The following is a 23,461-nucleotide window of genomic DNA, read 5'->3' on the forward strand; positions in this document are numbered from 1 at the left end:
GCCTTCATTTTAAATGATATCAACGGCTTTGCACGTATTCTAAATCAATCAACCTTGCTAAACCGTCATAATGACAACGCCAGCTATCGCCCGTAGGTAATAATACCGCCAGCAACTTATCTTCTTCATCCCAAAAATATTGCGTTTGTTTTGGGCTAAGATCGATATGATTGACCACTTTTTCACGCACGCGACCAGCCACATCAAACCGATAGGCGCTGTTAGCGATAACTTGCACACTATTGGCATAACGCTTATCGACCAAAGCAAGACTGATTTCATCGGTCACAAGCGGCTCTGATAAAAACGCCTCTTCGCGCTGAAGGCTCGATTTATTCTCATGCAGGCTATCCATTGCATTCAATAATGTTTGTTGTAATGTAATAGGATCACGCTCAAAAAAACGTGTAGATTGCGATTCTTGAGCCCTTAACGTTTGCGTGATTAACCCTGTATTCTGAGCCACTGTTGCAGTAGAAAAATAATCAATCAATTCTTTATTCTCACAACCCATTTGTTTGAAAAATAGCGGGCTTAAATACTCACCGCCGATGCACTCATTGATGCGTTCCTTGACGACTCCACCATCGGCATCTAACTGATATTCTACGCACATTTTTTGGCTGCGATTGTCATCGGTTCTCACCTTAATCAGCTGTGAACTGGCATCATAATCGAAGAAGGTATTATTCATCACCGTATAGCTAATACTACTGATATTCGTTCTTGACGATAATGGCTTTGAAGGCTTAAGCGCTTGCTTTTGAATGAGACGGCCTAATACATCGTAATAAAACCGCAGCTGGGTCCCATCTAAGGCTGTACGCTGTGAAAGCCTGCCTAAGGCATCGTATTCAAACTGCACTTTGCGTCCATCACCATACATTAACGCGCTAATCTCTCCTGAAGTATTAAAACGATAACACCAATGGCTGCTATCGCTCTTCATCCCCAGCAACTGACCTTGCCCATGGTAACCATATTGCACTTTTGGAGCCTGTTTCAAGGCTGTTTCAGAGCTGTCATGCTTTCGCAAACAGGCAAACGCGCCGTAGGTAAATCGCTGAATGCCGCTGGCAAATTGTTTACGCTGATTTGGAGGGGAATTCGCCTTTCCACTCTGACGATTAAGCATATTCGGCGCTGAAAATCCACTTGATTTAATGAGGTTGCCTGCATGATTATATTGAAAATGACACTGTGAATAATCAAATCTCGTCCAAGTCTCGGGATTAAGGGATTGCCCTTTATAAGACCAATACTGCGCTTTAACAGACACTTTATCGACTTGCCATTGTTGTGACATAAGCCGACCAAATTCGTCATACTCAAACTGTAATTGAGTCATGTCTTGTGGCAAGTGAATTTCACTTAACTGACCGTTTACTTGGTAATGAAAACCAATCTGTGAGCCGTCTTGATGAATAACCCAAGCCAGCTGTCCTCGGCGGCTATATTGATAAAAAATGGCTTTTTGAGAAGGTAATAGCGTTTGAATGCAATTGCCTTTTTTATTATAGGTGTATTGCCATGTGCTTCCCGCGGCATCCATGGCCGAGAGTAACTTTCCATTGTCATTAAAGGTATAACAATATCGACTGTTATCATGATGAAGTACGTCACACACTTGGCCCCAAGCATCATAATGCCAGCGGGTTCGCTCACCAAGCGGATTAATCTGACTCGTTAATTGATTGGCTTGCCATTCGAAAGAAGTGATCCCCCCTTTAGCATCAATCCACTTCACCATTTGGCCTTGTTGATTTCGATGATAACAAACAATACCTTTATGGCTGGTTTTATGATAAATAATCAAATTATCATCATCATAGCTAAATTGAGCGTGGCCTAAGCCATCCGCCCCCAGACGGGACAATGCTCGCGCCTTATCATCATAAGTATATTGCACCCATGACTGCCTCGAGCTGATTAAAGGTTCTGAATCAACTGAAGGCTCTGAAGTATCAGCTGTTTTTAATAAGCAGTCTCGTTTGTCATACTCATAATAAACTTGGTGAGTCGCAGGGGCATTCGCCTCAACAAGTTGCAAACTGGTATTGTAGCTAAAACTCACTAAGGTTTTTAGTGGCTTTTTCCCCTCATCGGTTAATACTAGCTGCTTAATACAGCCTTCTTGCATACTCACTTGAATGTAACGATCATCACTCAATAATACCCACGTTAATAAGCCTTGCTGATAAATAAAGTGAATGCTATTGCCATTATTATCCGCAATTTCAGATAATAACAAACGATTTGACGCCCCCATATGAAAGCCACTGACATGAAAACCATACGTTAACCCACTCACATGCCGCATATGATAGCGGCCCTGTTCTCGGCGTAAGCGCCAAGCAGGGAGTGTTAAGCTACGCACTTCTTGGCCTTCAATCGGAAACACATAACAGGCTTCTGTACCTGTCTCGTCGATAAAGCGGATCTGTCCAGATTCCATCAATAAACAAACATCCCAACTACACCACCACGTTCTGCCTAATAACCCCTCAGGCTTATCGACACCTGAGGTCAAATGCTGTGACGCTAACTGAGGTAAAATCGCTCCCGATGAATAGAAACGTGTAAACACCAAGGGAATAAAACCTGCAAGGCTAAACTCTTGCTGCCAAGCAATGACATGCCCAGTCCGATTGTCCACATATTCACAGGCTTGCTTATTCACCTGTAAGCCTTGGTGAAATGAAAACGCTTCAAAGGTATCAGCTGTCAACATGGATGGATTAGCAACGCCAGCCTCAGGCTTACCATTGTCTGGTATAGGGCATGGATTTAATCGCGACATTTTCACTTGCTCAAGCGCCTTTGCTGCACTATTAGAATTGTCGAGCCGACATAAATCTTGATGATAAGATGCTGTGGAATAACTTTGTATTCGACTTTCAGGATCACTTGAGCGATAAAAATCAATGACGGCACGTGGAGGAAAAGTCACATGACGACGATTAAAGCAAGGCGTCACCAAATGCTCATCAAATAAAATGTCATGAGACAGAGCAGCTTGAACTTGGTCCTCTTGATGAAAAGCGCTGTTTTCAAAATAATAATCACCCTGCTTATTTTCCACCGCTAAGGAAGCAGCGCGACCGTTATCTAGATTAGCTTGCCTAAGAAAAAGTCGACTGATGCTGTCGGTCGGTAAACGAAAAGAAGGTGTATAGCGCTTAGCCAAAATATCGATATGCTTTAAAGATGTCTGCGGCCAACTCAAGCGCCAATTTATTCCCTTATGGGTGCCATCGCGGCTTTTTAAGGGCATGCTTATTTGGCTCGATAACCCCCGAGTGGATAACAAGCCTTTAGCTAATAAAAAGCCTTTAGCGAAGAAAGATCCCTCAGCCAATGAAAAGCCTAAGCATGTCGTTATTCTTATCATCTTTTCAAAAAAACCATCATCATTGTTTTTTATTTTATTCAACATCACATCACCGATTTAATCCCTCAAACTATAATCCCTAAGCAATAACATCACCCTATTGTCACCTATCAACAATCAAGCTAGCTATGATGTTAAGGGCAAAGAAACGGATCGCCTACTCTGTCATTCACTATCGGTGATTTTTATACACAATCACTTCAATCTTATACAAAGTAACAAACGTTTAAATAACATATTAGTGAGATTATTCGAGATAAATAAAGGCTGTATCGTCTAATAGACAGAGTGTCACATCGGTGAATAGGCTCTCAGTGGTAGCCTGATAGGTCTTTCCCTGTTTTGTCATAGACTCAGATGAGTTAACCATACTCGTTATCCTTTTCGAGTTAATTTATGACGGTCAGTCGACTAACCGTCTTAGCCCCACACTAGTGGCTAAGTGAACGGCTAACCGATATTAACGGTGCCACCGCCCGATACTGTGCCGCCACAATCGACGGCATCACCACTGCGGGCCGCCGCTTTGCCATCGATAAATACCGTGCCTGAACCTGCCGAAATTTTTCGCCCATGAGGCGGATGCTGGGGTTTGATGTGCGGCAAGAGTGGATCGCCGACTCTGGCTAAGGGGACACCATCACCTTTTACCGTGCCCGATCCCGACACCACTGGCGTGGGGAAAAATCCATCATGATCTGAGCCAATATCACCCACTTTTACTGCATTACCCATAGTGTTTTCCTTAACATGTTTAAATGACAAAAAACAGACGAATTAATCATTGAATATTCTACTCTTTACTGACTTTATTGTGGAGTGTTTTTCAAACGTTTTTCGTTCTATGCTGTTAGCTCTTGGCGATGGTTTTCAAGGTCTGTTCAAAGTCGTCATCGCTCATGTTGCGCCAAAAATGACTGTCTCTAGGATTTCTCAGTTCGCCTTTTTTCACATTTTTTGCAGCTGTCTTTTTCGTAATAGCGACGCCAAAGGTCGTTCCGCGCAAGCCTTGAGCGTCAAAAGCTTTAGTAGTGGGGTCGCGCTCACGGGCTTCCTCCAGCACCAAAATATCAGGCATCGGGGAAGTGACGTCCATATAGGCTTGTACCATGTTCCACAAATAATGATATTCCTTCACTAATGGGCTGCCCGGCATCAAACTGTGCAGCGGTACACCGTAGGAATAACCGTTATAGCGGTGTACTAGAAACAGCCCGTAATTCATTACACCCTGAGGAGTCGGGCTGGATGTGAGAATACAATCAAACTCATGAAACGGGTGGCTAAATAGGGCTTTACCGCTGCCTTTAAAAAGAGTCACCATGCCCGTCTTGCGATTCAGTTCATAATGCTTCTTGGCCTTGAGAAACCAAGGAGTAAAATAACCTCGGTTCATCAATTCGAATTGCCCCCAAATAACTCAGCACGGCAAAAAAACATAAACAATAGGATAGAACAGTACATCTATTGATTCAGAAAAGGATACATCTGAAAATAGAATAGAGAAAAAATAAACCAGTAAGTAGATTGGGAAGAAAAACTGGCACACAATTTTCCCCAATCCAGATGCGTATAAGTAAATTGCCGTCCAAGTACTTAGTTTTTCTTGCGATAGCTTCGTTTCCGTCCAAAAAAATCCTTTATGTTTATTTTCTGGATCTTGGTCAACCTTTCGATATTCAGATGGCGTCATATCGGCAATAGCCGTGGTCGAAACCTTTTCACTTGGCTGAGTCAAAGGTAATAGTGTGCCTTGGCGAGCCAAACCTTCCCATAAGCCCATAGGATGCACAGCACGTTCTGCTATCGGTTTATCACTTCGGTAAGCCGTCTCACTATAATCAAGTTGCTCTAACGATGCGCTCATGTTCTTCCTTAAAATCTGCTTAAAAACGGCATCCCTGCGCTTTTATTTTCATCATAGGTACTTACTGTGTCGCTGTTTACTAATACATTATTGGCTCTTGGCGATGGCCTTTAAGATTTGATCAAAATCTTCATCACTCATGTTGCGCCAAAAGTGGCTGTCTCGACTATCTCTCAGTAAAGCGTCCTGTTTCACATTTTTTGCAGCTGTCTTTTTCGTAATAGCGACACCGAAGGTCGTGCCGCGCAAGCCCTTATCATCAAAGGCTTTGGTGGTGGGGTCGCGCTCACGGGCTTCCTCCAAAACAAGAATGTCCGGCATCGGGGAAGTCACGTCCATATAGGCTTGTACCATATTCCACAAATAATGATATTCCTTCACTAAAGGACTGCTGGGCATCAAACTTTGCAATGGCACCCCAAACGAATAACCGTTATAGCGATGCACTAGAAACAGCCCATAGTTCATCAAGCCCTGAGGAGTCGGACTGGAAGTGAGGATACAATCAAACTCATGAAACGGATGGCTAAAACGAGGTTTGCCATTGCCTCTATAAAGCGTCACCATGCCTGTTTGGCGATTCAACTCATAATGCTTTTTGGCCTTGAGAAACCAAGGGGTAAAGTAGCCTTTATCCATCAGTACCAGCTGCCCCCAAAACAAAGTACTAGGTAATAAAAAATAAACTGTTAAGTTATAATAAAAATCAACCAAATCAGAAAATGAAAAATACTCACTAAAAAGGGCGAGCAAAAAAATAACCACATAAGAAAATGGCAAAAAATACAATGTCATAAACTTTGCTATCACAGAGATATTTAAATAAACAGCGCCCCAGCCACTCATTTTTTCTTCTTTTAAGATCGTTTCATTCCAATATAAATGCCTTTCACCTGATGCAAGCTTATCTTTGATGTCCTGATACTCTGAGGGCTTAAAACCTGTCGCGAACTGAGTAGATATAATACTACTAGGCTTAGCAAAGGCTAACTCTGTCCCTTTACGGGCCAAGCTTTCCCATAAGCCCTTAGGCCCGATCACTTTTTCTTGTAACGGCCTATTACTTCTATAGGCACTGTCAGCATAGCCATCACTAACAAAAGTTCTTCCGGTCTCTTTTTCTACTTGTAATGCTGACACTGCCATTTTTATAATCCTTAATCTAATGCATATTTCGATTTTCAGTTATCGACTTAACAAATTGTAAATGCGATTAATATTCAACTAGTCATGAATGATAATCAACTTCCCCCTCCCTTTACCTCAACGGATAGTGCAGCTCATCGGCCCAATAGTAATCTTTAGCGGTAAATTTAGGCGCATCTTTAGGGGTCGCCACTTGAGTCAATTGATCTAGCGGCAAGCGAGGAAAGGCTAACTCATTAATAGTCAATTGCGCCCGCACACTAAAGTGCGGCTGAAAGCTCTCCTCCCTGAAACGTGACCATAACCACACAAGTTCACTCTTATCTTGCGGCACCTTAAGGTTAAAGTTCACTAGGTACAACTTGCCTTCAATGCTGTCGATGGCTTCTATTATCGGGCTATTGGCTTTGGCCACATTGATAATCTCCACGTCTGGATTAACCTTGCCCATATTAGCTCGAGTGGTATCTTTGGTGCTTTTTTTAATGGCTTGACGGGCAAAAAAGCGTAAATTCACTTGCTCGGCGTTCAGTAGCTGCAACAAGTTACTGCGTACAAAAATGCCGTGGGTAACGCCGCGCTGCTTAAATTTTGCAATAGCAGCAGCCGGGAACTTAATTTTATCAATAGGGTAAGTGCTGATGGACAGCGACATCACAATATTGATCAGCTGCATAAAGGCCTCTTTAGGGTCTTGCAGCTTAGCATAATCACCATCGGTAGCAGGCGCTTCGCCAAAGGGGCCATTTTTCAGCCATGTCTCGATGGGGGTGTCTTTGAAATAATAATACAGCAGACCACCCGCCACCGCGATGCCAATGCCCAACCACGCAATGGGACCAAAACCTAAGAAGGCACTGCTTGAGGTAAACAAGCCTGAAGCGATACTCGTCATGGCGGTGCCCACTGCCACCATGCCCATGGCTATGGCCGCATCATTATCTTTAGCGCTATAAAGCCGCACAGTATCCCACACAGCAATACCTGCGGTGAGCATACCAGCGGCAAAACCCGCCATCTTTAAGACTTGCAAATGTTGTACTAGTCCTATTTTACCCGAAGCCGAGGTAAATCGAGCAATAGTTTCATCTGAAAAACTGTATATGATCTTTTCACTTTGCTTAGCCAAGCGAGAAGTATTATTAGCGAGTAAATTATGAGCATTAACTAAGGAAATCCCCAGATCAGCTGTAGCACTAATGATATTCGCACCTATCTTTGCAGCATTAGATTCAGTTTTCAGGCCATCTAATGTCATCTTTAAATTAATGATCTCGATCGCCACCAGCCAATAAGGCATGCGTAATTTTTCATAGCTGTTGCTAATGCTGCGGCCTTGCTTGTGTACATCTTTGAGCACCTGCCGCTGCATCATCTGATCTTTCGCCAACTCGCTCTCCTCAGGCAAAATCACCACAGAGACCTTTTGACGACTCAGCGCCGCCCCTGCGATAGCCCCCTCGTTAAGCTGTGATTTTTTGGTCGAGGCGATTAACTGGCCATTGTCATCGTGTAAGCTGCCATAGGCCACATTGCCTTTGCCTTTACCATACACATAACTATCGGCTCCTTCAGGCACGCCGTACTTGAGCCCCGCACCATGAACACCGACCACGTAACCTTTAACCGCTTCACCCGTGGTGGGCACATACTTCATTTCGCTTAAATATTTCGAATTCACCGCCTTTAACGTACTCAATGCCGGCGCATACAGCGCGGTAAAATCAATTTTTATAGTGTTATTCATCACCGCCGTCTGAAATGCAAGTAAACTACTGAACATACTATCAAAAATATTCCCCATCACCCCCGAGATACGCCTAAAGTTGCCAAATTGCCCTTCGCCATTATCCACCATTTTGGTGGCGTTCAATAAATCAAGCGTCTCAATTTTATCGTCGCTCATCAGCAGATTGTCATTGGCCCAGCAAGCAATATTGGCAGGCGTGGCCAAGCCTGAGCCATCGTTATCGCCCTCCGGCGGCGTATACTTGCAATCTAACGGTACCTCATCAGTACTGACAAATAAAATTTCATGCAGCGGATGTTTATCAGCAGGATTAAATACCTTAGCTAGAGTATTCACATGGGCATGGGGCTTTTTGTCCTCCGCAGGCAATAAGGTGTCGATGGCATCGGGGTCAATATTCAGCGCACCCAGCGCACTGCTTGCCAGAATATGCGCCATGGCACCATTAATATCATTCAATGAGCTGAAATCTTTTAGGCAAATAGCGGTTTTCTCATCATTCAACACTTTGGCCAATGCATCTTGTAACACGCGGCAATCACGGCGAAATTGACTGCGCTCAATGCTGTGCACGCGGCGATGAAATGTGCCCATTAGGTTGCTACCCACCTCATCACTGTATTTGTAATAAGGATTGGTTTTATCGCCCATTTTTTTGGGCATGATAATACGTTGCACCAGTTCGGCACTGTGGGCATGGGGCTCTTTACCCGCTTGCTTTTGCACATCTTGTAAATACTGGAAGCAAGACAAGGTCATGGCGCTATGATGACGTAATATAAAGCTTTGATCCAAAAAGGGCAGCACAAAGAGCTTTCGGTCGACGGCATCTTTAAGGTAATCGGGGGATTTTTCCTTCACACAATCAAAAGCGATACCTTGCTTAGTCGCATTTGTGATCTCTGCCAGTGCCGCACATTTGGCGCCATATTCTAATTCGAGATCCGCATAACTATCAGGCACGCTACCGCCCTCTTGTTGCAATTTTTGTTGCTCAGATTTGACTTTTTGATACAAGCCCTTGATGTACTTATCTGATAAGTCACGATTAAACAACAAAGGATTAGCCAACTTAAGCTCGACCTCGACCGCTCTTGACCGCATGGTTTTTTTTAACGTTGAGGCTTTAATTAAATCCACATTGTTATCAATATTGACCTGTGAAAATGCCACTGTGCGCTCAGCTTGTGCATCTTTATTTTCTTCAAGATAATTTAACCTTGCGCCACTCCATTGCACCTCAGAATAGGCAATCCGCCCCAACACGCCGCTTTTATTATCTTTAGCTGGCAACCAAATATCATTAAGCGGCACACCTGTCGCTACACGGGGATCGCTGCTAAAAGGCTTATCTCGCCCTGCACGATAAGCATAAAGATGCACATCTTTAAGCTGCACACTACCGTCATCTTGGGTGCGAATTTCAATTTCTCGCCACGCCCTGCCTCGATTAAACACATATAAATAGCCATTACGCACGGGGGCAAGCCTGTCTTTATCTTTAACGGGGGCAAGCCTGTCTTTATCTTTAATAGCCGGATCAAAACTCGGCATTAGCGTCAGTGGCATAATGGCATGCAATAAATAGTTTTGACGACCGTCAACGCGCTTCGACGGCACCACATCATCATACAGAGGCAGCATAATATCTTTCGATTCGGTGTTGTCTTCTGACTGAGTCTTTACCGCTAGCCATGCATTTAGTGGTTTGGTTTGTTTGCTCCAAATCCAGCTATGAATACAAGAGTCTTTAACTGTTTCCGCCTTTAACTCTTCTTTTTTACAGAAATCAACTTCTTTTTTTAGGAATTCTTGTTCTGTTTTGTCTTCCTCATCAAATAATTTAATACATTGCTGTTCATCGTGTTTAATACCAGTCACTTCAATAAACAGTCTTTTTCCATCACCATCACACGCCGGTCCTGGGCTAATTTTATTAACTGACATACAGAGCATCCTTTCTGAGCATAGAGTCTAAAAATTGTAATTTTTCGTTAACGGTTAATGTTTCCAAGCTGGGATCGGACAAACGCGCTTGATTGATCCTTGGATATTGCCGCCGTAAGGTAAAATAGGCGTCAAGTTCTTGAGTTTGATAAAAGCTCAATTGTTCTGCCTGCTTGATATAAGTGCGGTATACATTGCGTTCATCCAGACTCGGCACCGACTGCATGGTCTCGTTGAAAAAGCGAACTATATTTTTGTCATCAAATTGCAGCTCTAGTGCCTGTTGTTGCGACTCTCGCAATTGCCATAACGGCATGCTTTCATAGCTTGCTTCATCACCTCCACTCGACTGGGCTTGAGAAAAAAGCTCATAAGTCGGTTCAGGGTTCTCAACTTGTCGCCATTGACCTTGAGGATCTCCCGCGCCACAGTGCCATTGCTCATACCAATGCAGATACAATAACGGCCCCATCCATTCTTGGGTGTCTTTGAGCTGGGCTTCTCCAAAAAAATAACGGGCGATTTTTGGGTTTTGAAAGTGAAATACGCCTTTTCGTTTCCCCGAAAATTGAATCAATACCCGATGACGTAAATAGGCTAAAACCATTTCAAAAGAAACCGTGGCCCTAACAGATACGATGATCCCCGACCAAGGTGCTTTCTCACTCTTAGTACTTTTGTCATTATGGACATGGTGTTGCTGAGCATTTTCTTGATATACCTCAAATAAGGGATCATTTTGAAAAATACTCACCACGTAAGGACTTTGTTCGATTAAGCTGGCCAGCGAAGTGTCAATATAAAGCGGCGCGATGTCAGCATCACCTGCATATGTGTATATTTCTCGTGCTAATTCAGGATGAGCATGCGCCACTAGATAATGAGACAACATGATCCCATCACTGTCCTTTGTCGGTAACATTAAGCTGTTTTCTATACTCATCGCTTTTACCTGCAAGGACAATCAGTGAGTGGGCAAGAGCCATCGGCTTGTTTTTGACAAACCTGCGTAATAGCCTCATCTTCACGTTGATCGATGATCACCTTGTGCTTTAAAGCGGGCGTCACTACAACTGCCGCAGGCGCTTCATTCGCCGCGAGCTCGACGGCGGTGTAATCAAAATTGGCGGCGCCGATGGCGCTTTCGAGTGTAGCGGCCTGTATAGCCAGATCGCTCGCTTCAGGATTGATGGCATCTTCAATATTGTCGGGTAAGGCGGGTTTTTTAGGGCTGGCACCACTGCCGCTGCCTTTACCTCCACCTGCGTTGAGGTTAATGGCGCCGCCCGATAAATGTACCCCACCGCTATCGACTTTAACGAAACTTCCACCCGCTTTGACGGTAATGCCTGACGCCGCTTCGATGACGACTTTTTGGCCCGCCTTGATATGAATTTCGCTGCTGGCTTCATCGACCCAAATTTTACCCGCTTTTACATGCAAGCTACCACTGACGTGTAGATGGTGATCTTTTTTCACTAATGTACGGCTTTCGCCGTCAATATTGACATGCTCATTGGCGCTTATTTGGGTAAAGCGCTCACCTTCAATATGATTATGTTGATCATGTTTAATATCTTGCAGGTGATCGTTTTCGACTAAGGTATTCATATCTTTTTGGGCATGCAGATAAATTTCTTCTTCCCCCACTTCATCGTCAAAATACAGCTCGTTACTGCCTTCGCCTTTGTGAGTTTGGGTTTTCAGTACCATGCGGCTTTGATGTTCAGGCAAAGGATAAGGCGGCAAGTTCACCGCATTGTGCACTCGCCCCGTAATAATAGGTTGGTCGGGATCGCCCTCAATGAAAGACACAATCACTTCATGGCCAATGCGCGGCACCGACATCATGCCATATTGACTGCCTGCCCAACCTTGGCTGACACGTACCCAGCAACTAGAGAGATCATCACCATTGCTGTATCGGTCCCACGGAAACTGTAATTTGACTCGGCCAAATTCATCACAATAAATTTCTTCTCCTTCCGGCCCCACCACCACGGCCTTTTGCACGCCATTCACTAACGGCTTAGCGGTGGGAGTAGCTTGCCACGCACTGTCTGCTGGGATCACCCTAAAACGATTATCATAGGTGGTGGGCGTGGTGCTATTGGCCTCTTCGCTGGCCGCGCCTTGAACGCCCTTATGGATCAGCTGAACAAGTAGCCAATCTCGATTGATATTGTCATCACTGTGGCCCGTTAACGGGAATTTATACCCCGCCTGCATGGCCATGATGTTACCCAAACCGGTGGCCTCTATCGCGTCACGGCGCAAATAATCGAGCCGCGTTTGGGTAAAGACTTGCCCTGCCTCATCATCTTTATAACGACCCGGAAAATCAAAATGCTCATAAGTATCCGCTTGATGCTGAAGATCTTTCGCCAGGCTTTCAAGTAAAAAGCTATAGGCCGGATTTTTAAAGCTGGCATCTTTGAGGCTGACACTCGACGGTTTCACTTGATGCGTCAAGGTAAATTGCCTAACGAAAGGCTGACCCGCAGCGCCGCCACTTAAGGCATTATAAGGCACATAAGACTGTAAATAACTGAGTTTCAGGGTGGTATCACTAAAGACTAACGTATGACTAGTCTCAGTATGCTCGAAATGATAAACCAAGCCTTCCTCGGCCGCGAGACGAGCAATAAAGTCAAAGTCGGTTTCACGGTATTGCACACAATATTCGCGCAAACGCTCATCGATGGCGGGATCGCAATTAAAGGCAAAGTCGGTGATCCCCATCTCGTTAAGCAAAATAGAGATAATGGATAAACTGCCTTGCTGTTGGAAAATACGGCTATTATGCCGCAATTTTAGGCGAGAAAGGGCTGGCACTAAGGTTACACAGTATTGAGTATGGTGATGGCCAGTATCCCCTTTAGTAAACTCACTGACAATGCCATGGACTTGACGTTTAATTTCGCCATTCACCGCCCATTGCAATAAGCCCGATAAATCCACCACATCACTAGGATTAAGATCACTTTGACGACTGAGTAAGCTTATCTTGACTTCGAAAGGTGTTGATAGGCCTTCATCAAAAGTAAACTCGGTTAATTCAAAACTGTCTGCTTCGAGCCCTTCAGCACTAAATTGATAGCGCAATCCAGAACCCGTTAACATCCCACTCGCCACTGTTTCACTACTTGATGTCGCCATAGCCGATTAAAATCCTTTTTGTTATATCCCTAAGCTCTCTGCATCTTGATTGGATCGGTGTCCCTATCCAAAAAACACGCACATTGCTAAATGTTCCAGCCAGCTGCATACCGATATTTTTCGATCCTTATCAATATGGCATTATCTGATCTGACTTAGCAATATGCTCGTTATGTTAAATAAAAAGGCTTCAATCGAAGCCTTTATTAAATGCTGTTTTATCGACCTCGCAAACTCAATGGTTCAAGAGGCACACTAAAGCTTACGCTTCAGTTGGCTTACGCCAATCATCTGCACCCGATGTACCCGCTGAAGTGTGATCCCATATGATCTTACGATAAGCAAGCGACACTTTAACCAGTTGAGTGAAATCTGATTGAGTTGGATCTTGGCAATGCGGCATATGGCAATCGATATCCACAATCGTCGCGCCTTCTAAAGAGGTTGAGAAGAAGTGCTCTTGTTTGCCTTCGACTGACGTGCGGTACCAGTTCATGACCACTGTGTCGAGTTTTTCACCGGTTGAAAGCGCGTTATACATCAAAGGAACGGCTTTGTTTAGCGCCACGGTGAAAATAAAAGGCTTATGAACACGTTGACCTGAAGGCTGACCCGATTGTGGATCTGTCGGGACTGTTACCACGTGATTGAACTCTTGGACTAGCATCTCATCTTCATGACCTTCAACGAAGATATCGCCGACTGAATCAGACGTGAATGCACCCGCAGTGATGTGACCCTGAGTTTGACCTTCGATGGTGATATAACATGGAGTTGGCATAGTTTAATTCCTTTTTAGTTAACTATTTATTGTTGATTTTCGTTACTTCATGACTTGTGCCTTGAAGTGACAAAGTAAGTCCTTTTTGTATCAACTTACCTCGAACGATACTGCTTACTTACTTATCTTTATTTACTTCTTACTTTCTATATCGATGTAACGACCACTGCATGGTTAACGTTCTCCTGTAAAACACGCAATGGATGTCACTGATGCTGTCTCTCTATACTTGTTATAAAGCACTTTACGTGCCAACTTTCAATTAGTTGTTTTTATTGAAAAAGATATTTACTGTACACATTCCTGAGCAATAAGTTGCCTGAATTGGGCAATTTATTGCCCAGCTGAGCAATTTATTGCCCAGCTGAGCAATTTATTGCCCAGCTGAGCAATTTATTGCTCAGCTTTTAATGCGTTCAAATAATTTTAAGCTGGAACACTTAAAAGTAGGATTGTTGATTGGATAATTAAGGTTAATGCTCAGCAAAGTGCACCACATTGCATGAATGTTTGCTATCGAACTATGGTCTCTTCTTGATAATTAGCTAATGTATTGACAGCAAGCTGAGAAATGTCGCCTTCGCTTTTCTAAATGCTCACAATAACGCGTAAGTTCTTGTAATGTCCCCACTGGACCATGAAAAAGCCGACCAAATTCATTAGTGAGTTTCTACCCAAGCACGACGATGATCATAATTCTTCCCTGAGAATTTGTCTTCACCACACAAATAAGCTCGACGAACAACACGACTACAACAATGATAATAAGACGTATCTTCAATACTTATCTGGGTTCTTCTTGGACAAGGCACGGTACAACTCCATTTCACCAACACCATCAATCTCTAAAGTTTAGTCAAATATACAACAATAGGCTATTAACAATGGCTGGCCTTATTGTTCTTAAACCTAAACCAAAACCATCAACCAAGCTGCCCCATTCCTTACCAAAGAAGATGCCCAAGCCTCTCTTCACTGAGTTAGTTAATGGCCAGACCCAAGTGAAGGTGGTGCATAAAGGGGAAACCCTGCTTGAGATCACCGCCAAGGGCAGCCATGCCTTACTGACCACCCAAGCCAAGCTATTGTATCAAAGCCTGATAGACACTGAGGTTGAGTGAGGTAAAGGCCACTAAAGGTGAGGTGGGGCAGCTTGCCCCACTTGGTGTTTTTATCAATAAAAACGACCATCAACCCAATTGAAATACACTGGAGCTTGCTTTTGAAATAAGAGCGCCCCACTTTTCACTGATAAAAGGATTTTGTGATGAATTATTCAATTAGGAGAACCTTATTAATCTATTGTTTATTTAGACTAATGGATAGTTGATTGTTTGTTTTTTAGAGTTATATTTTAACTTCGATTTTATGGAGTAGTTAATATGTTGAAGTTGAGCCTGTTATTTAAAGGATTATCGTTATTTCTAATGATGTTTATTACATCAAATCTAGCTTATGCTACGGAGGAAGAATTAACAGATAATGATAAAGTGGCTGAAATCACACTGGAGTGTACTACTGAAGTTTGTTCTATCGATTTAGAAATAACAAAGTTTTTAATATTCACCAGTTATTTAAAAAATCAAGATGTAATGTTTTATTTACAGTCAGATGCTGCAATTATAGATTCAAAATTATTAAGCACATTCATTTCAGAAAATTTTCCTATTGAAGCATCAAAAGATAATTTAAAAGATAACGATGAATTAAATGATTCAGTTAATTCATTTTTAAAACAAAGCACACGTAAAACACGTCTTAGTAAGTATGCTAGGGCTATGTATGAGTTAAAATCATATGTAAACAATATGGCCAATGTGAACGATTTTCCAGAAATGGAAATAGTCGTAACTCAGGGGTTAATTGACTCAAACAATAGAGCTAAACAACTTGTCACAGGTGCTCTGTTAGCCATTCCAACGGGAAGAATCGCTTCATTAATGGCTACACTGGGAAAAGGTCTGACTGAAAAATTTTTATTAGAATCAATGACCGCTATGTACCTAGCAGATCTAATCTCTAATAATTTGAAAAGTGATACTCTGGAAGTGGGTGATATCATGGTTATTTCAAAAGGAAAAATGAAGATAGTAAAAAAGGGTAGCAGTAACAACACTGGTAGCGGTGGTGGTAGCGGTAATGAGGGAGGCGGTCACAGGAGTGGTGGTATGGATTTACTTGGGGATACGCCTGTTAGGGTATGCACGGGAATATTAGGTAGTATGAGTTGCTATTGGATATATTTATAATTTTAAAAAGTTAAATTGATTATTTATATAGCTAGATTTTATTTATAATTTCTAGCTATTAATATAATATAGGTACATATGGTGAAAAAGAACTTTATCCACTCAAATATATTTATTGTACTTATGGCGATCATCATGATCTGTTATATGTTATTTAGCGGTAAACCGATAGAAACTATTGACTTTTACTTTTCAATCCCACTTTTAATTTACTTTTATGTAATTTTTTTTATTATTAAAAAATATGAAAATTTAAAATCTATTAACTACATTCATTACATTAATGCATTTATAGTCATTTCGACTGTCATTTCATTAGGGATAAATGTCGCTATTATTGCATTAATTATATTCTCAATTGTTAATTTAATATATAAACTATTACATCAACCCACTTAACCCACTGGGGCAGTCTGCCCCACTTGATACTAAAACCATAAAACAAGCCGTTTCTGCTTTAATGACTCTCTTCAGTATCATCCATAATAAAAATCGTATCTAAGTATTCAGGTGACAAAAAATCATAGTCTTCTTGATAAGACCAGTGAACCAAATTCACAATAATCGCAGCCACGACAATAATCCCTATGCGGTATAATTGCATTAATACTACCTCCCTATTGGTTTGTTTTAACCTAACACCCACTGGGGCAGTCTGCCCCACTTTTTCCCCTTTCCTAATCACACCAATACTAGAAGAGATTAAAGGCTAGTGGTTAATATTTCTGACGATTACTTCAAAAATTAACCAAAAAACGTTATGCTAATTTCACTATTAATTAGTTGAATTATATTAGGATGTTTTAATGAAAGGGAATTTTTGCACAGTTAGGAGCTTCAAGCCCTCTGCGCGTACACTTGAAACGATAAAAGAAATGAATCGGATCACTGATATGGCAACCTTATTAGGTACGATAATGACTTTTATACCACTATTTCAAATTTTTGCGGGGCGGAAAACTTATCCTTTTGCGAGCAATGGTAATACTAAAAAATTACAAATCGCTAATAGTGATTGGAAAATGTTTGCAGATGCTTTGTCGTCAGTACCTAAAGTTGAAAGATTAAAGCTAGAACAATTAGCGCTTGGTATGGAACTTCGTACAACGGGTGAAGAAAGAAGCTTTTGGGGATGTGTATCTAATGCGTTATAAAATTAGTTTTTTATTATTTATTTTAATGCCTTTCTCTTTGTGTGCTGCAAGCTGGCCTTATTCTGAAAAGGTTTTGTTGAAAGAGTTAGATGATGCTTATGCAAAGGTAGAAGAACGGGCTAATTTCTGTTCTGATTTAAGATCACGAAAAATTACTAAAATTAATAGCGACTGGCTATTAACCTTGTCTGAACATCAACGGCAAATAGCCTTGTTTGCCGTCAGTAATATGGCGCTTGATCGTTGTATGAAGCAAGTAGAAGGTGATTACAACACTGCATTGATTAATTATACCTCTAAGACTGGTGATAAAACGAAATTTGATCGATGGATGATATTGAACTCAAATTACCCAAAAGAAATACAAGCAGATTTTAATAAATTAGATCAAAACGAGCTCATTAAACTATCTAAGCAAGCTGAGCTTTCTATCCCTTTCTATCCAAAAGTTGATAAGAGCATCATTCTGCCTAATGGCGATGATAACTCTCCATTTATCTATAAAAATAATGATTAGAAAGCGGCTGTAACACTCAATCCTAAATCATAAACACTGGGGCAGTCTGCCCCACTTATCTTTTCGCTTTGATATAACTATTCCTCGGCATGGGCGCATCGTTTTCAGCCAGTATGGTGACTTTCTCATTATGCACCAACCCTTGATCAATCAAGCGTTGTAATGACGCTCGTAAAGTGGGCCATGCTTGCTGTGATTCGTTTTTTATGATTATTTCAACTTTTTATTAGCAGGGTATCCATGAGTCTTGATGAACTCGGCATTAGCATCGATATGTTGCTTTAGCTTTTCAATGTAGTCACCTCTGAACTGTATAGCGACTTCAAGCGCGTTATTGTAAGAGCCGTATTTTTTTACGGAATACTGCTTTAAAGCACTGCTATTATCATCGACATTCTTCTTGTATATCACTTGTAACCCTGCAATATTTCCCGATCCCTAATTGCACGACTTTCATATTGCTAAGGCCATAGGCTGGCGCATTTAAGACTTTGCGTATTCCTGCGTATCCGGTAAATTTGATCATTTCGGTTCCAGCCTTATTCACATAAGTCGTGGCTTGGATCCCTAATTTTCCAAACTGGGAAATAATCATTGATGTTGTGACAACATCTTTGCCATACAGGCCGTAATTGATTACTACTTGACCTGTGTTGGTATTAGTCACTTCTTTCCAAGTTGTTTTGACCTCATCCCAACCTAAAGCTTGTAATGCCTCAAACCCCTCTCCTACATTAAGTAACATCACGTGTTGGTTGTTGGCCTGTAATAAATTTTGTAAGTCATTATCAGGAAAGGTACGGGTATTAATAACGAGTAACTCTTCAGACTCCTCTATTTGGCTACTCCCTAAACTCCCACCTTGGTTCGAAGAGGTTGCGACGCCAGCACTCTCTGTCATTACACCCTGTGTTTGCACCATCTCCACGGCGGTGTAATCAAATTCCACCTCTTCGATGTCGGTGACTTCCATTGTGGCAGCCTGCTTGATCACTTCTCCAGTCTCTGGATTGATTGCTTCTTCTAATGCGGTTGCGATTAATGGCGCTTTCCCTTTATAGCCACTGCCTTTGTCTGCCCCTCCTCCCGAGTTCAAATTCACCTTCGAACCCACCAAATGCACGCCAGCGGGATCCACTTTTAAGAAGCTGCCACCGCCACTCAAGGTAATTTCAGAACCCGCATCTAAGATCAGCGTGCCTTTTGATTTCAGGTGCACTTCTGCGCCGACATCGACTAGTTGTTTTTTACTGACTTTTTGATGATGACTGGCTTTCACATTTAACGTGCTGTCTTTGGTGATGGCCACCAGACTGTCGGCATCGATCGTGAGATGATCGGTTTTTGTCACTTGGGTGAGTCGATCATTGGTGATATTCCAATGCTGATCGGCCAACACATGCTGACTCTGATCATTTTCAATGAGCATTTGCAGGTCTTTTTGAGCGTGAAAATACAGCGCCTCTTCGCCAGCTTCATCCTCACCGGTTTGCTCTTCAAAAGAGGGCTCATTGCTGCCCTCGCCTTTATGGGTTTGGGTTTTTAATACGGTGCGGGTTTGATGCTCTGGCAGTGCCGCACTGGGAAATAGTGCGGTAAGTTAATCGCATTGTGGGTGCGGCCAGTGACAATGGGTTGATCGGGATCGCCTTCAACAAAGGAGCTTTAACAATGCCTGTCCTTGTTATTCACGCTGGGAGACTTAGCCGTACTGACTTTGCTATCAATTGGATGCTAAATTGGATTCTTTAACAAAAAATATTTTATCATCCAGAGACATATTACCAATTCTTGAATAACGATTTAAAAAATCATATATGCAATCCATTTCTTCGATCATTAAAACACCATTATAATAAACGGTCACACTTGATCTTGTTTTCAACATAAATATCAATGGCCTGCCAGAAAATTGAATTGATCTTACTTTGTAATCATCACAAGCTCCAACCTGACATGAATCTGCATAAGAGGCTTTATTATCCTCAACAACAATTTCGCTGGGCCTCCTCATCAAAGATAAAATAAAGTCTGATGCTTTTTTATTAGAATACAGTAGATCAAAGTTAAATACTTGATTAACTTTGCTATCAAAACTTTCGTTTTTAATCAATGAATTTGTATCGTTAAATTGTGCAATATTGATTTCTATTGCATTGCAATAAAAACATAATAAATACAAATTTATAAATAATACTATTTTCATATATCCCTTTAAAAATAACCATCACAACTCATTGGCAAGAAGCAATTTTATCCACTTTATAAAAAAAACCATCAAAACTTTTCATTAGCTTATTTTGGCCAATCACTTCATAACGAGTATAAAAATATTTTGCATCAATAGTTTTGAACACTTCGATATAATGAATAAAATCTCTTTCAGGCATAAACCCGTAAAACACACTATTCTTTGGCGGAACCACTCCCTCTTCTTTTTCTACTTTTTCTACTTCCATTTTGTACACGGGTGGTTTTATATTACTAACAAAATCACTAAAAATAGTTGGGCAAATAGTGATTTTATCTCCAATTCGCTGTTTAGCTTGCTCTATTGTTGTCAACCCTCCACTATATCTTTCAATATCAACTACTTCATAATGGCCATAATAAAGCTTCATTTTATTTTTAGGTTCACTGCTGCCAGCACATGCAAACAACGTCACTGTCATAGTGATAAAAAAAATTAATGATTTAAACGCATGACTTACCATGTTTCATATTTCCCTTCTGAATAAATTTTCCATTCATACTTTCTTCTATTTACTAAACCATTACTGACACGTTTTTTCCCATTCACCGTCTCTTTATTCCAAGCTTTCCATGCATCTTCTAAAGAGTTATAACCGTTAACCGAACTGATATTGGGATCATTAATCATTTTAAGCGCACTGGAACTCATAAAGCCTCCATCACCAATATTGTATGCAAAAATGACTAATGCATCGAACTGTTCTTGAGTAACCTCAACTGTAACGTTGTTTTTAACTACAGGTGTGAAATCATTGAGATCATTTTTCAATAAAAGCTCTGACTGCTCTTGTGTAATACCGTTTTTAAATAGCTCAAAATTCTCTTCAGAGGTAATTAAATGTCCAATTCCAATCGTTGCCCCTTCAACATAAGAATTAATTTCTTTGCCTGTGGCATCATCATAAGGTTTCAATCGTTCTTTTTCCACATCCTTAAGCCAGTTAACCCCCGTATCAGAGAACTCTAATTCACTTGCTTTCTTTTTAGCATCCTCATCCTCAGCCGTTTCATCACCACTCGCAGCACTGGATCCAGTCGCTCCACCAGCAGCACTATTACTATCACTCCCAGCATCATTGGCATTACTACCACCAGCATTCTCAGCCGCCATTCCTTGCGTTTGCACCATCTTCACGGCGGTGTAATCAAATTCGACTTCTTCGATTTCGGTGACTTCCATGGTCGCGGCCTGCTTAATGACTTCGCCCGTCTCAGGACAAATGGCTTCATCTAATGCGGTCGCAATTAATGGTGCTTTCCCCTTGAAACTACTGCCTTTGCCTGCCCCTCCTCCCGAGTTCAAATTCACCTTCGAACCCACCAAATGCACACCCGCCGGATCCACTTTTAAGAAGCTGCCACCGCCACTTAAGGTAATTTCTGAGCCCGCATCCAGTACCAGTTCACCTTTGGATTTGAGGTGCACTTCTGCGCCGACATCGAGTAGCTGTTTTTTACTGACTTTTTGATGATGGCTGGCTTTCACATTTAACGAGCTGTCTTTGGTAATGGCTACCAAGCTGTCGGCATCGACCGTGAGATGATCGGTTTTCGTTATTTGGGTGAGCCGATCATTGGTGACATCCCAATGCTGATCGGCCAACACATGCTGATTCTGATCATTTTCAATTAACAACTGTATGTCTTTTTGAGCATGAAAATACAGCGCCTCTTCGCCAGCTTCATCTTCAAAATACAGTTCATTACTGCCTTCACCTTTATGCGTTTGGGTTTTTAATACGGTGCGGGTTTGATGATCCGGCAAGGCATAAGGCGGTAAGTTAATCGCATTGTGAGTGCGCCCAGTGATAATGGGCTGATCGGGATCGCCTTCGACAAAAGAGACGATAACTTCATGGCCAATGCGTGGCACCGACATCATGCCATATTGCCCACCCGTCCAACCTTGGCTGACCCGCACCCAACAGCTGGAGATATCATCGCCATTACTGTATCTGTCCCACGGAAATTGCAGTTTCACCCGGCCAAACTCATCACAAAAAATCTCTTCACCTTCTGGCCCTACCACCGTGGCGATTTGCGGGCCGTTCACGCGCGGTTTAGGCATAGGTTTAGCTTGCCAAGCCGTACCTGCTGGAATGGCGGTTAATTCATTATGGTAAGTGGTGGGCACCGACGTATTGGCCTCTTCACTGGCTGCGCCTTGAATGCCTTGATGTTTGATGCTAATTAATAGCCAGTCACGGTTAAAGCTATCATCGATGTGCTCCATCAAATCAAATTTATAACCTGCGCTGGCCTGCATGATATTGCCCTTACCTACCGCGACTTTGGCATCACGCCTCAAATAGTCGAGCCTTGCTTGAGTAAACACTTGCCCTGCATCATCATCTTTATAACGACCGGGGAAATCAAAGTGCTCATAAGACTCAGCTTGGTATTCGAGTTCTTCGGCGACACTTTCGAGTAAAAAACTGTAGGCGGGATTTTTAAAGCTGGCATCTTTTAAACTCACACTGGCAGGTTTGACTTGATGCGTAAAGGCGAACTCACCAATATAAGGTGTGTCGGCCACGCCGCCACTGATGGCATTATACGGGAAAGGAAAGCCAATATTACTCAGCTTTTGGGTGCTGTCACTAAAGACTAAGATATGACTGGTTTCGGTGTGCTCAAAGTGATAGAACAGGCCTTCCTCGGCGGCGAGGCGACTGATAAAATCAAAGTCGGTTTCACGGTATTGGACACAATATTCGCGCACACGCTCATCCAATGCGGGCTCACAATTAAACGCCACATCTGTGATGTTCATTTCGCCAAGAATGGTCGAAATAATCGATAAGCTGCTTTGGGCTTGGAAGATACGGCTATTGTGGCGCAATTTCAGCCGTGACAGCGTTGGCACCAGCGTGATGTGATAAATCGTGTGATGATGACCGGTATCGCCTTTAGAAAAGGTGCTGACGATCCCGTGCACTTGGCGTTTAACCTCGCCATTCACGGCCCATTGCAATAAGCCGGATAGATCCACCACGTCCACCGGATTGAGATCATGCTGGCGACTCAAGAGAGTGAGCTTGACTTCAAAAGGACTCGATAGGCCCTCATCAAAGCTAAAATGCACCAGATTAAAACTGTCTTTATCGAGTCCTTCGGCGCTAAATTGATATCGTAGACCTGATCCTGTCAAGATCCCACTGCTTGATGTCGTCATAGTAAAATCCTTTTTTATTCTTTCCTAGCTAGCTAACCACGCGCATTGCTAAACCTTCACTGGCCTAAATTA

At 42.3% G+C, this 23,461-nt stretch carries 20 protein-coding genes and 1 pseudogene; 4 read left to right on the plus strand and 17 right to left on the minus strand.

Features of this window, described 5'->3' with window-relative positions:
* Positions 1–19: 19 nt before the first annotated feature.
* The 11 genes and pseudogenes from L2764_RS00335 to L2764_RS00380 form a co-directional block, all read right to left on the minus strand.
* On the minus strand, positions 20–3,436 hold the full coding sequence (locus L2764_RS00335) for a DUF6531 domain-containing protein (protein WP_248938245.1): 3,417 nt from the start codon (positions 3,434–3,436) through the stop codon (positions 20–22).
* Positions 3,437–3,638: 202 nt separating this feature from the next.
* On the minus strand, positions 3,639–3,761 hold the full coding sequence (locus L2764_RS27635; RefSeq protein WP_283106868.1) for a hypothetical protein: 123 nt from the start codon (positions 3,759–3,761) through the stop codon (positions 3,639–3,641).
* 80 nt (positions 3,762–3,841) lie between these two features.
* Positions 3,842–4,126 (minus strand): type VI secretion system PAAR protein, encoded by a 285-nt coding sequence (locus tag L2764_RS00340; protein WP_248938246.1) that lies wholly within the window; start codon positions 4,124–4,126, stop codon positions 3,842–3,844.
* A gap of 115 nt (positions 4,127–4,241) precedes the next feature.
* Positions 4,242–4,790: a hypothetical protein gene (locus L2764_RS00345; RefSeq protein WP_248938247.1), complete on the minus strand. Its 549-nt coding sequence runs from the start codon at positions 4,788–4,790 to the stop codon at positions 4,242–4,244.
* Between the two features lie 21 nt (positions 4,791–4,811).
* Positions 4,812–5,258, minus strand: coding sequence for a hypothetical protein (locus tag L2764_RS00350; protein ID WP_248938248.1), 447 nt, complete (start codon positions 5,256–5,258; stop codon positions 4,812–4,814).
* An 87-nt stretch (positions 5,259–5,345) separates the two neighbouring features.
* Positions 5,346–6,404, minus strand: a complete 1,059-nt coding sequence (locus L2764_RS00355; protein WP_248938250.1) for a hypothetical protein — start codon at positions 6,402–6,404, stop codon at positions 5,346–5,348.
* A gap of 112 nt (positions 6,405–6,516) precedes the next feature.
* The gene (locus L2764_RS00360; protein ID WP_248938251.1) at positions 6,517–10,101 is read right to left on the minus strand and encodes a hypothetical protein; all 3,585 of its coding nucleotides are present in this window, start codon (positions 10,099–10,101) and stop codon (positions 6,517–6,519) included.
* On the minus strand, positions 10,091–11,044 hold the full coding sequence (locus L2764_RS00365) for a DUF4123 domain-containing protein (RefSeq protein WP_248938252.1): 954 nt from the start codon (positions 11,042–11,044) through the stop codon (positions 10,091–10,093). Before L2764_RS00365 ends, L2764_RS00360 begins: the two co-directional genes overlap by 11 nt.
* Positions 11,045–11,049: 5 nt before the next feature.
* On the minus strand, positions 11,050–13,260 hold the full coding sequence (locus tag L2764_RS00370) for a type VI secretion system Vgr family protein (RefSeq protein ID WP_248938253.1): 2,211 nt from the start codon (positions 13,258–13,260) through the stop codon (positions 11,050–11,052).
* Positions 13,261–13,522: 262 nt separating this feature from the next.
* Positions 13,523–14,041 (minus strand): Hcp family type VI secretion system effector, encoded by a 519-nt coding sequence (locus tag L2764_RS00375; RefSeq protein ID WP_248938254.1) that lies wholly within the window; start codon positions 14,039–14,041, stop codon positions 13,523–13,525.
* A gap of 665 nt (positions 14,042–14,706) precedes the next feature.
* A pseudogene (locus L2764_RS00380) lies at positions 14,707–14,853 on the minus strand (transposase); the annotation flags it as partial.
* Between the two features lie 72 nt (positions 14,854–14,925).
* Between L2764_RS00380 and L2764_RS00385 the strand changes: the two are divergent.
* Positions 14,926–15,162: a hypothetical protein gene (locus tag L2764_RS00385; RefSeq protein ID WP_248938255.1), complete on the plus strand. Its 237-nt coding sequence runs from the start codon at positions 14,926–14,928 to the stop codon at positions 15,160–15,162.
* Between the two features lie 261 nt (positions 15,163–15,423).
* On the plus strand, positions 15,424–16,290 hold the full coding sequence (locus L2764_RS00390; protein WP_248938256.1) for a hypothetical protein: 867 nt from the start codon (positions 15,424–15,426) through the stop codon (positions 16,288–16,290).
* 457 nt (positions 16,291–16,747) lie between these two features.
* Here the strand turns inward: L2764_RS00390 and L2764_RS00395 are convergent, their stop codons facing one another.
* Complete coding sequence (locus tag L2764_RS00395; RefSeq protein ID WP_248938257.1) at positions 16,748–16,954, minus strand: hypothetical protein; 207 nt, start codon at positions 16,952–16,954, stop codon at positions 16,748–16,750.
* Positions 16,955–17,096: 142 nt separating this feature from the next.
* On the opposite strand from L2764_RS00395, the gene L2764_RS00400 reads away from it, so the two are divergent.
* Both L2764_RS00400 and L2764_RS00405 read left to right on the plus strand, forming a co-directional pair.
* Positions 17,097–17,444, plus strand: a complete 348-nt coding sequence (locus L2764_RS00400) for a hypothetical protein (RefSeq protein WP_248938258.1) — start codon at positions 17,097–17,099, stop codon at positions 17,442–17,444.
* Positions 17,434–17,961, plus strand: coding sequence for a hypothetical protein (locus tag L2764_RS00405; protein WP_248938259.1), 528 nt, complete (start codon positions 17,434–17,436; stop codon positions 17,959–17,961). The genes L2764_RS00400 and L2764_RS00405 overlap by 11 nt, the downstream gene beginning before the upstream one ends.
* A gap of 210 nt (positions 17,962–18,171) precedes the next feature.
* Here L2764_RS00405 and L2764_RS00410 read toward each other — a convergent pair whose 3' ends face one another.
* From L2764_RS00410 to tssI, 5 genes are all read right to left on the minus strand, one after another.
* Positions 18,172–18,372, minus strand: coding sequence for a hypothetical protein (locus L2764_RS00410; protein ID WP_248938260.1), 201 nt, complete (start codon positions 18,370–18,372; stop codon positions 18,172–18,174).
* Positions 18,347–19,534, minus strand: coding sequence for a bacteriophage T4 gp5 trimerization domain-containing protein (locus L2764_RS00415; protein WP_376708356.1), 1,188 nt, complete (start codon positions 19,532–19,534; stop codon positions 18,347–18,349). The genes L2764_RS00410 and L2764_RS00415 overlap by 26 nt, the downstream gene beginning before the upstream one ends.
* A 150-nt stretch (positions 19,535–19,684) precedes the next feature.
* Complete coding sequence (locus L2764_RS00420; protein WP_248938262.1) at positions 19,685–20,167, minus strand: hypothetical protein; 483 nt, start codon at positions 20,165–20,167, stop codon at positions 19,685–19,687.
* A 28-nt stretch (positions 20,168–20,195) separates the two neighbouring features.
* Positions 20,196–20,675, minus strand: a complete 480-nt coding sequence (locus L2764_RS00425; RefSeq protein ID WP_248938263.1) for a hypothetical protein — start codon at positions 20,673–20,675, stop codon at positions 20,196–20,198.
* Complete coding sequence (gene tssI / locus L2764_RS00430) at positions 20,669–23,389, minus strand: type VI secretion system tip protein TssI/VgrG (RefSeq protein ID WP_248938264.1); 2,721 nt, start codon at positions 23,387–23,389, stop codon at positions 20,669–20,671. The genes L2764_RS00425 and tssI overlap by 7 nt, the downstream gene beginning before the upstream one ends.
* Positions 23,390–23,461 lie beyond the last annotated feature (72 nt).

This window comes from Shewanella surugensis (genome assembly GCF_023284005.1).
In the GTDB taxonomy this organism is placed as follows: Bacteria; Pseudomonadota; Gammaproteobacteria; order Enterobacterales; family Shewanellaceae; genus Shewanella; species Shewanella surugensis.

Bases quoted from the DNA above. Each gene is read 5' to 3' on its own strand.
- L2764_RS00335 (WP_248938245.1), bottom strand. From the start codon at position 3,436: ATGTTGAATAAAATAAAAAACAATGATGATGGTTTTTTTGAAAAGATG.
- L2764_RS27635 (WP_283106868.1), bottom strand. From the start codon at position 3,761: ATGGTTAACTCATCTGAGTCTATGACAAAACAGGGAAAGACCTATCAG.
- L2764_RS00340 (WP_248938246.1), bottom strand. From the start codon at position 4,126: ATGGGTAATGCAGTAAAAGTGGGTGATATTGGCTCAGATCATGATGGA.
- L2764_RS00350 (WP_248938248.1), bottom strand. From the start codon at position 5,258: ATGAGCGCATCGTTAGAGCAACTTGATTATAGTGAGACGGCTTACCGA.
- L2764_RS00355 (WP_248938250.1), bottom strand. From the start codon at position 6,404: ATGGCAGTGTCAGCATTACAAGTAGAAAAAGAGACCGGAAGAACTTTT.
- L2764_RS00360 (WP_248938251.1), bottom strand. From the start codon at position 10,101: ATGTCAGTTAATAAAATTAGCCCAGGACCGGCGTGTGATGGTGATGGA.
- L2764_RS00365 (WP_248938252.1), bottom strand. From the start codon at position 11,044: ATGAGTATAGAAAACAGCTTAATGTTACCGACAAAGGACAGTGATGGG.
- L2764_RS00370 (WP_248938253.1), bottom strand. From the start codon at position 13,260: ATGGCGACATCAAGTAGTGAAACAGTGGCGAGTGGGATGTTAACGGGT.
- L2764_RS00375 (WP_248938254.1), bottom strand. From the start codon at position 14,041: ATGCCAACTCCATGTTATATCACCATCGAAGGTCAAACTCAGGGTCAC.
- L2764_RS00385 (WP_248938255.1), top strand. From the start codon at position 14,926: ATGGCTGGCCTTATTGTTCTTAAACCTAAACCAAAACCATCAACCAAG.
- L2764_RS00390 (WP_248938256.1), top strand. From the start codon at position 15,424: ATGTTGAAGTTGAGCCTGTTATTTAAAGGATTATCGTTATTTCTAATG.
- L2764_RS00400 (WP_248938258.1), top strand. From the start codon at position 17,097: ATGAAAGGGAATTTTTGCACAGTTAGGAGCTTCAAGCCCTCTGCGCGT.
- L2764_RS00405 (WP_248938259.1), top strand. From the start codon at position 17,434: ATGCGTTATAAAATTAGTTTTTTATTATTTATTTTAATGCCTTTCTCT.
- L2764_RS00420 (WP_248938262.1), bottom strand. From the start codon at position 20,167: ATGAAAATAGTATTATTTATAAATTTGTATTTATTATGTTTTTATTGC.
- L2764_RS00425 (WP_248938263.1), bottom strand. From the start codon at position 20,675: ATGGTAAGTCATGCGTTTAAATCATTAATTTTTTTTATCACTATGACA.
- tssI (WP_248938264.1), bottom strand. From the start codon at position 23,389: ATGACGACATCAAGCAGTGGGATCTTGACAGGATCAGGTCTACGATAT.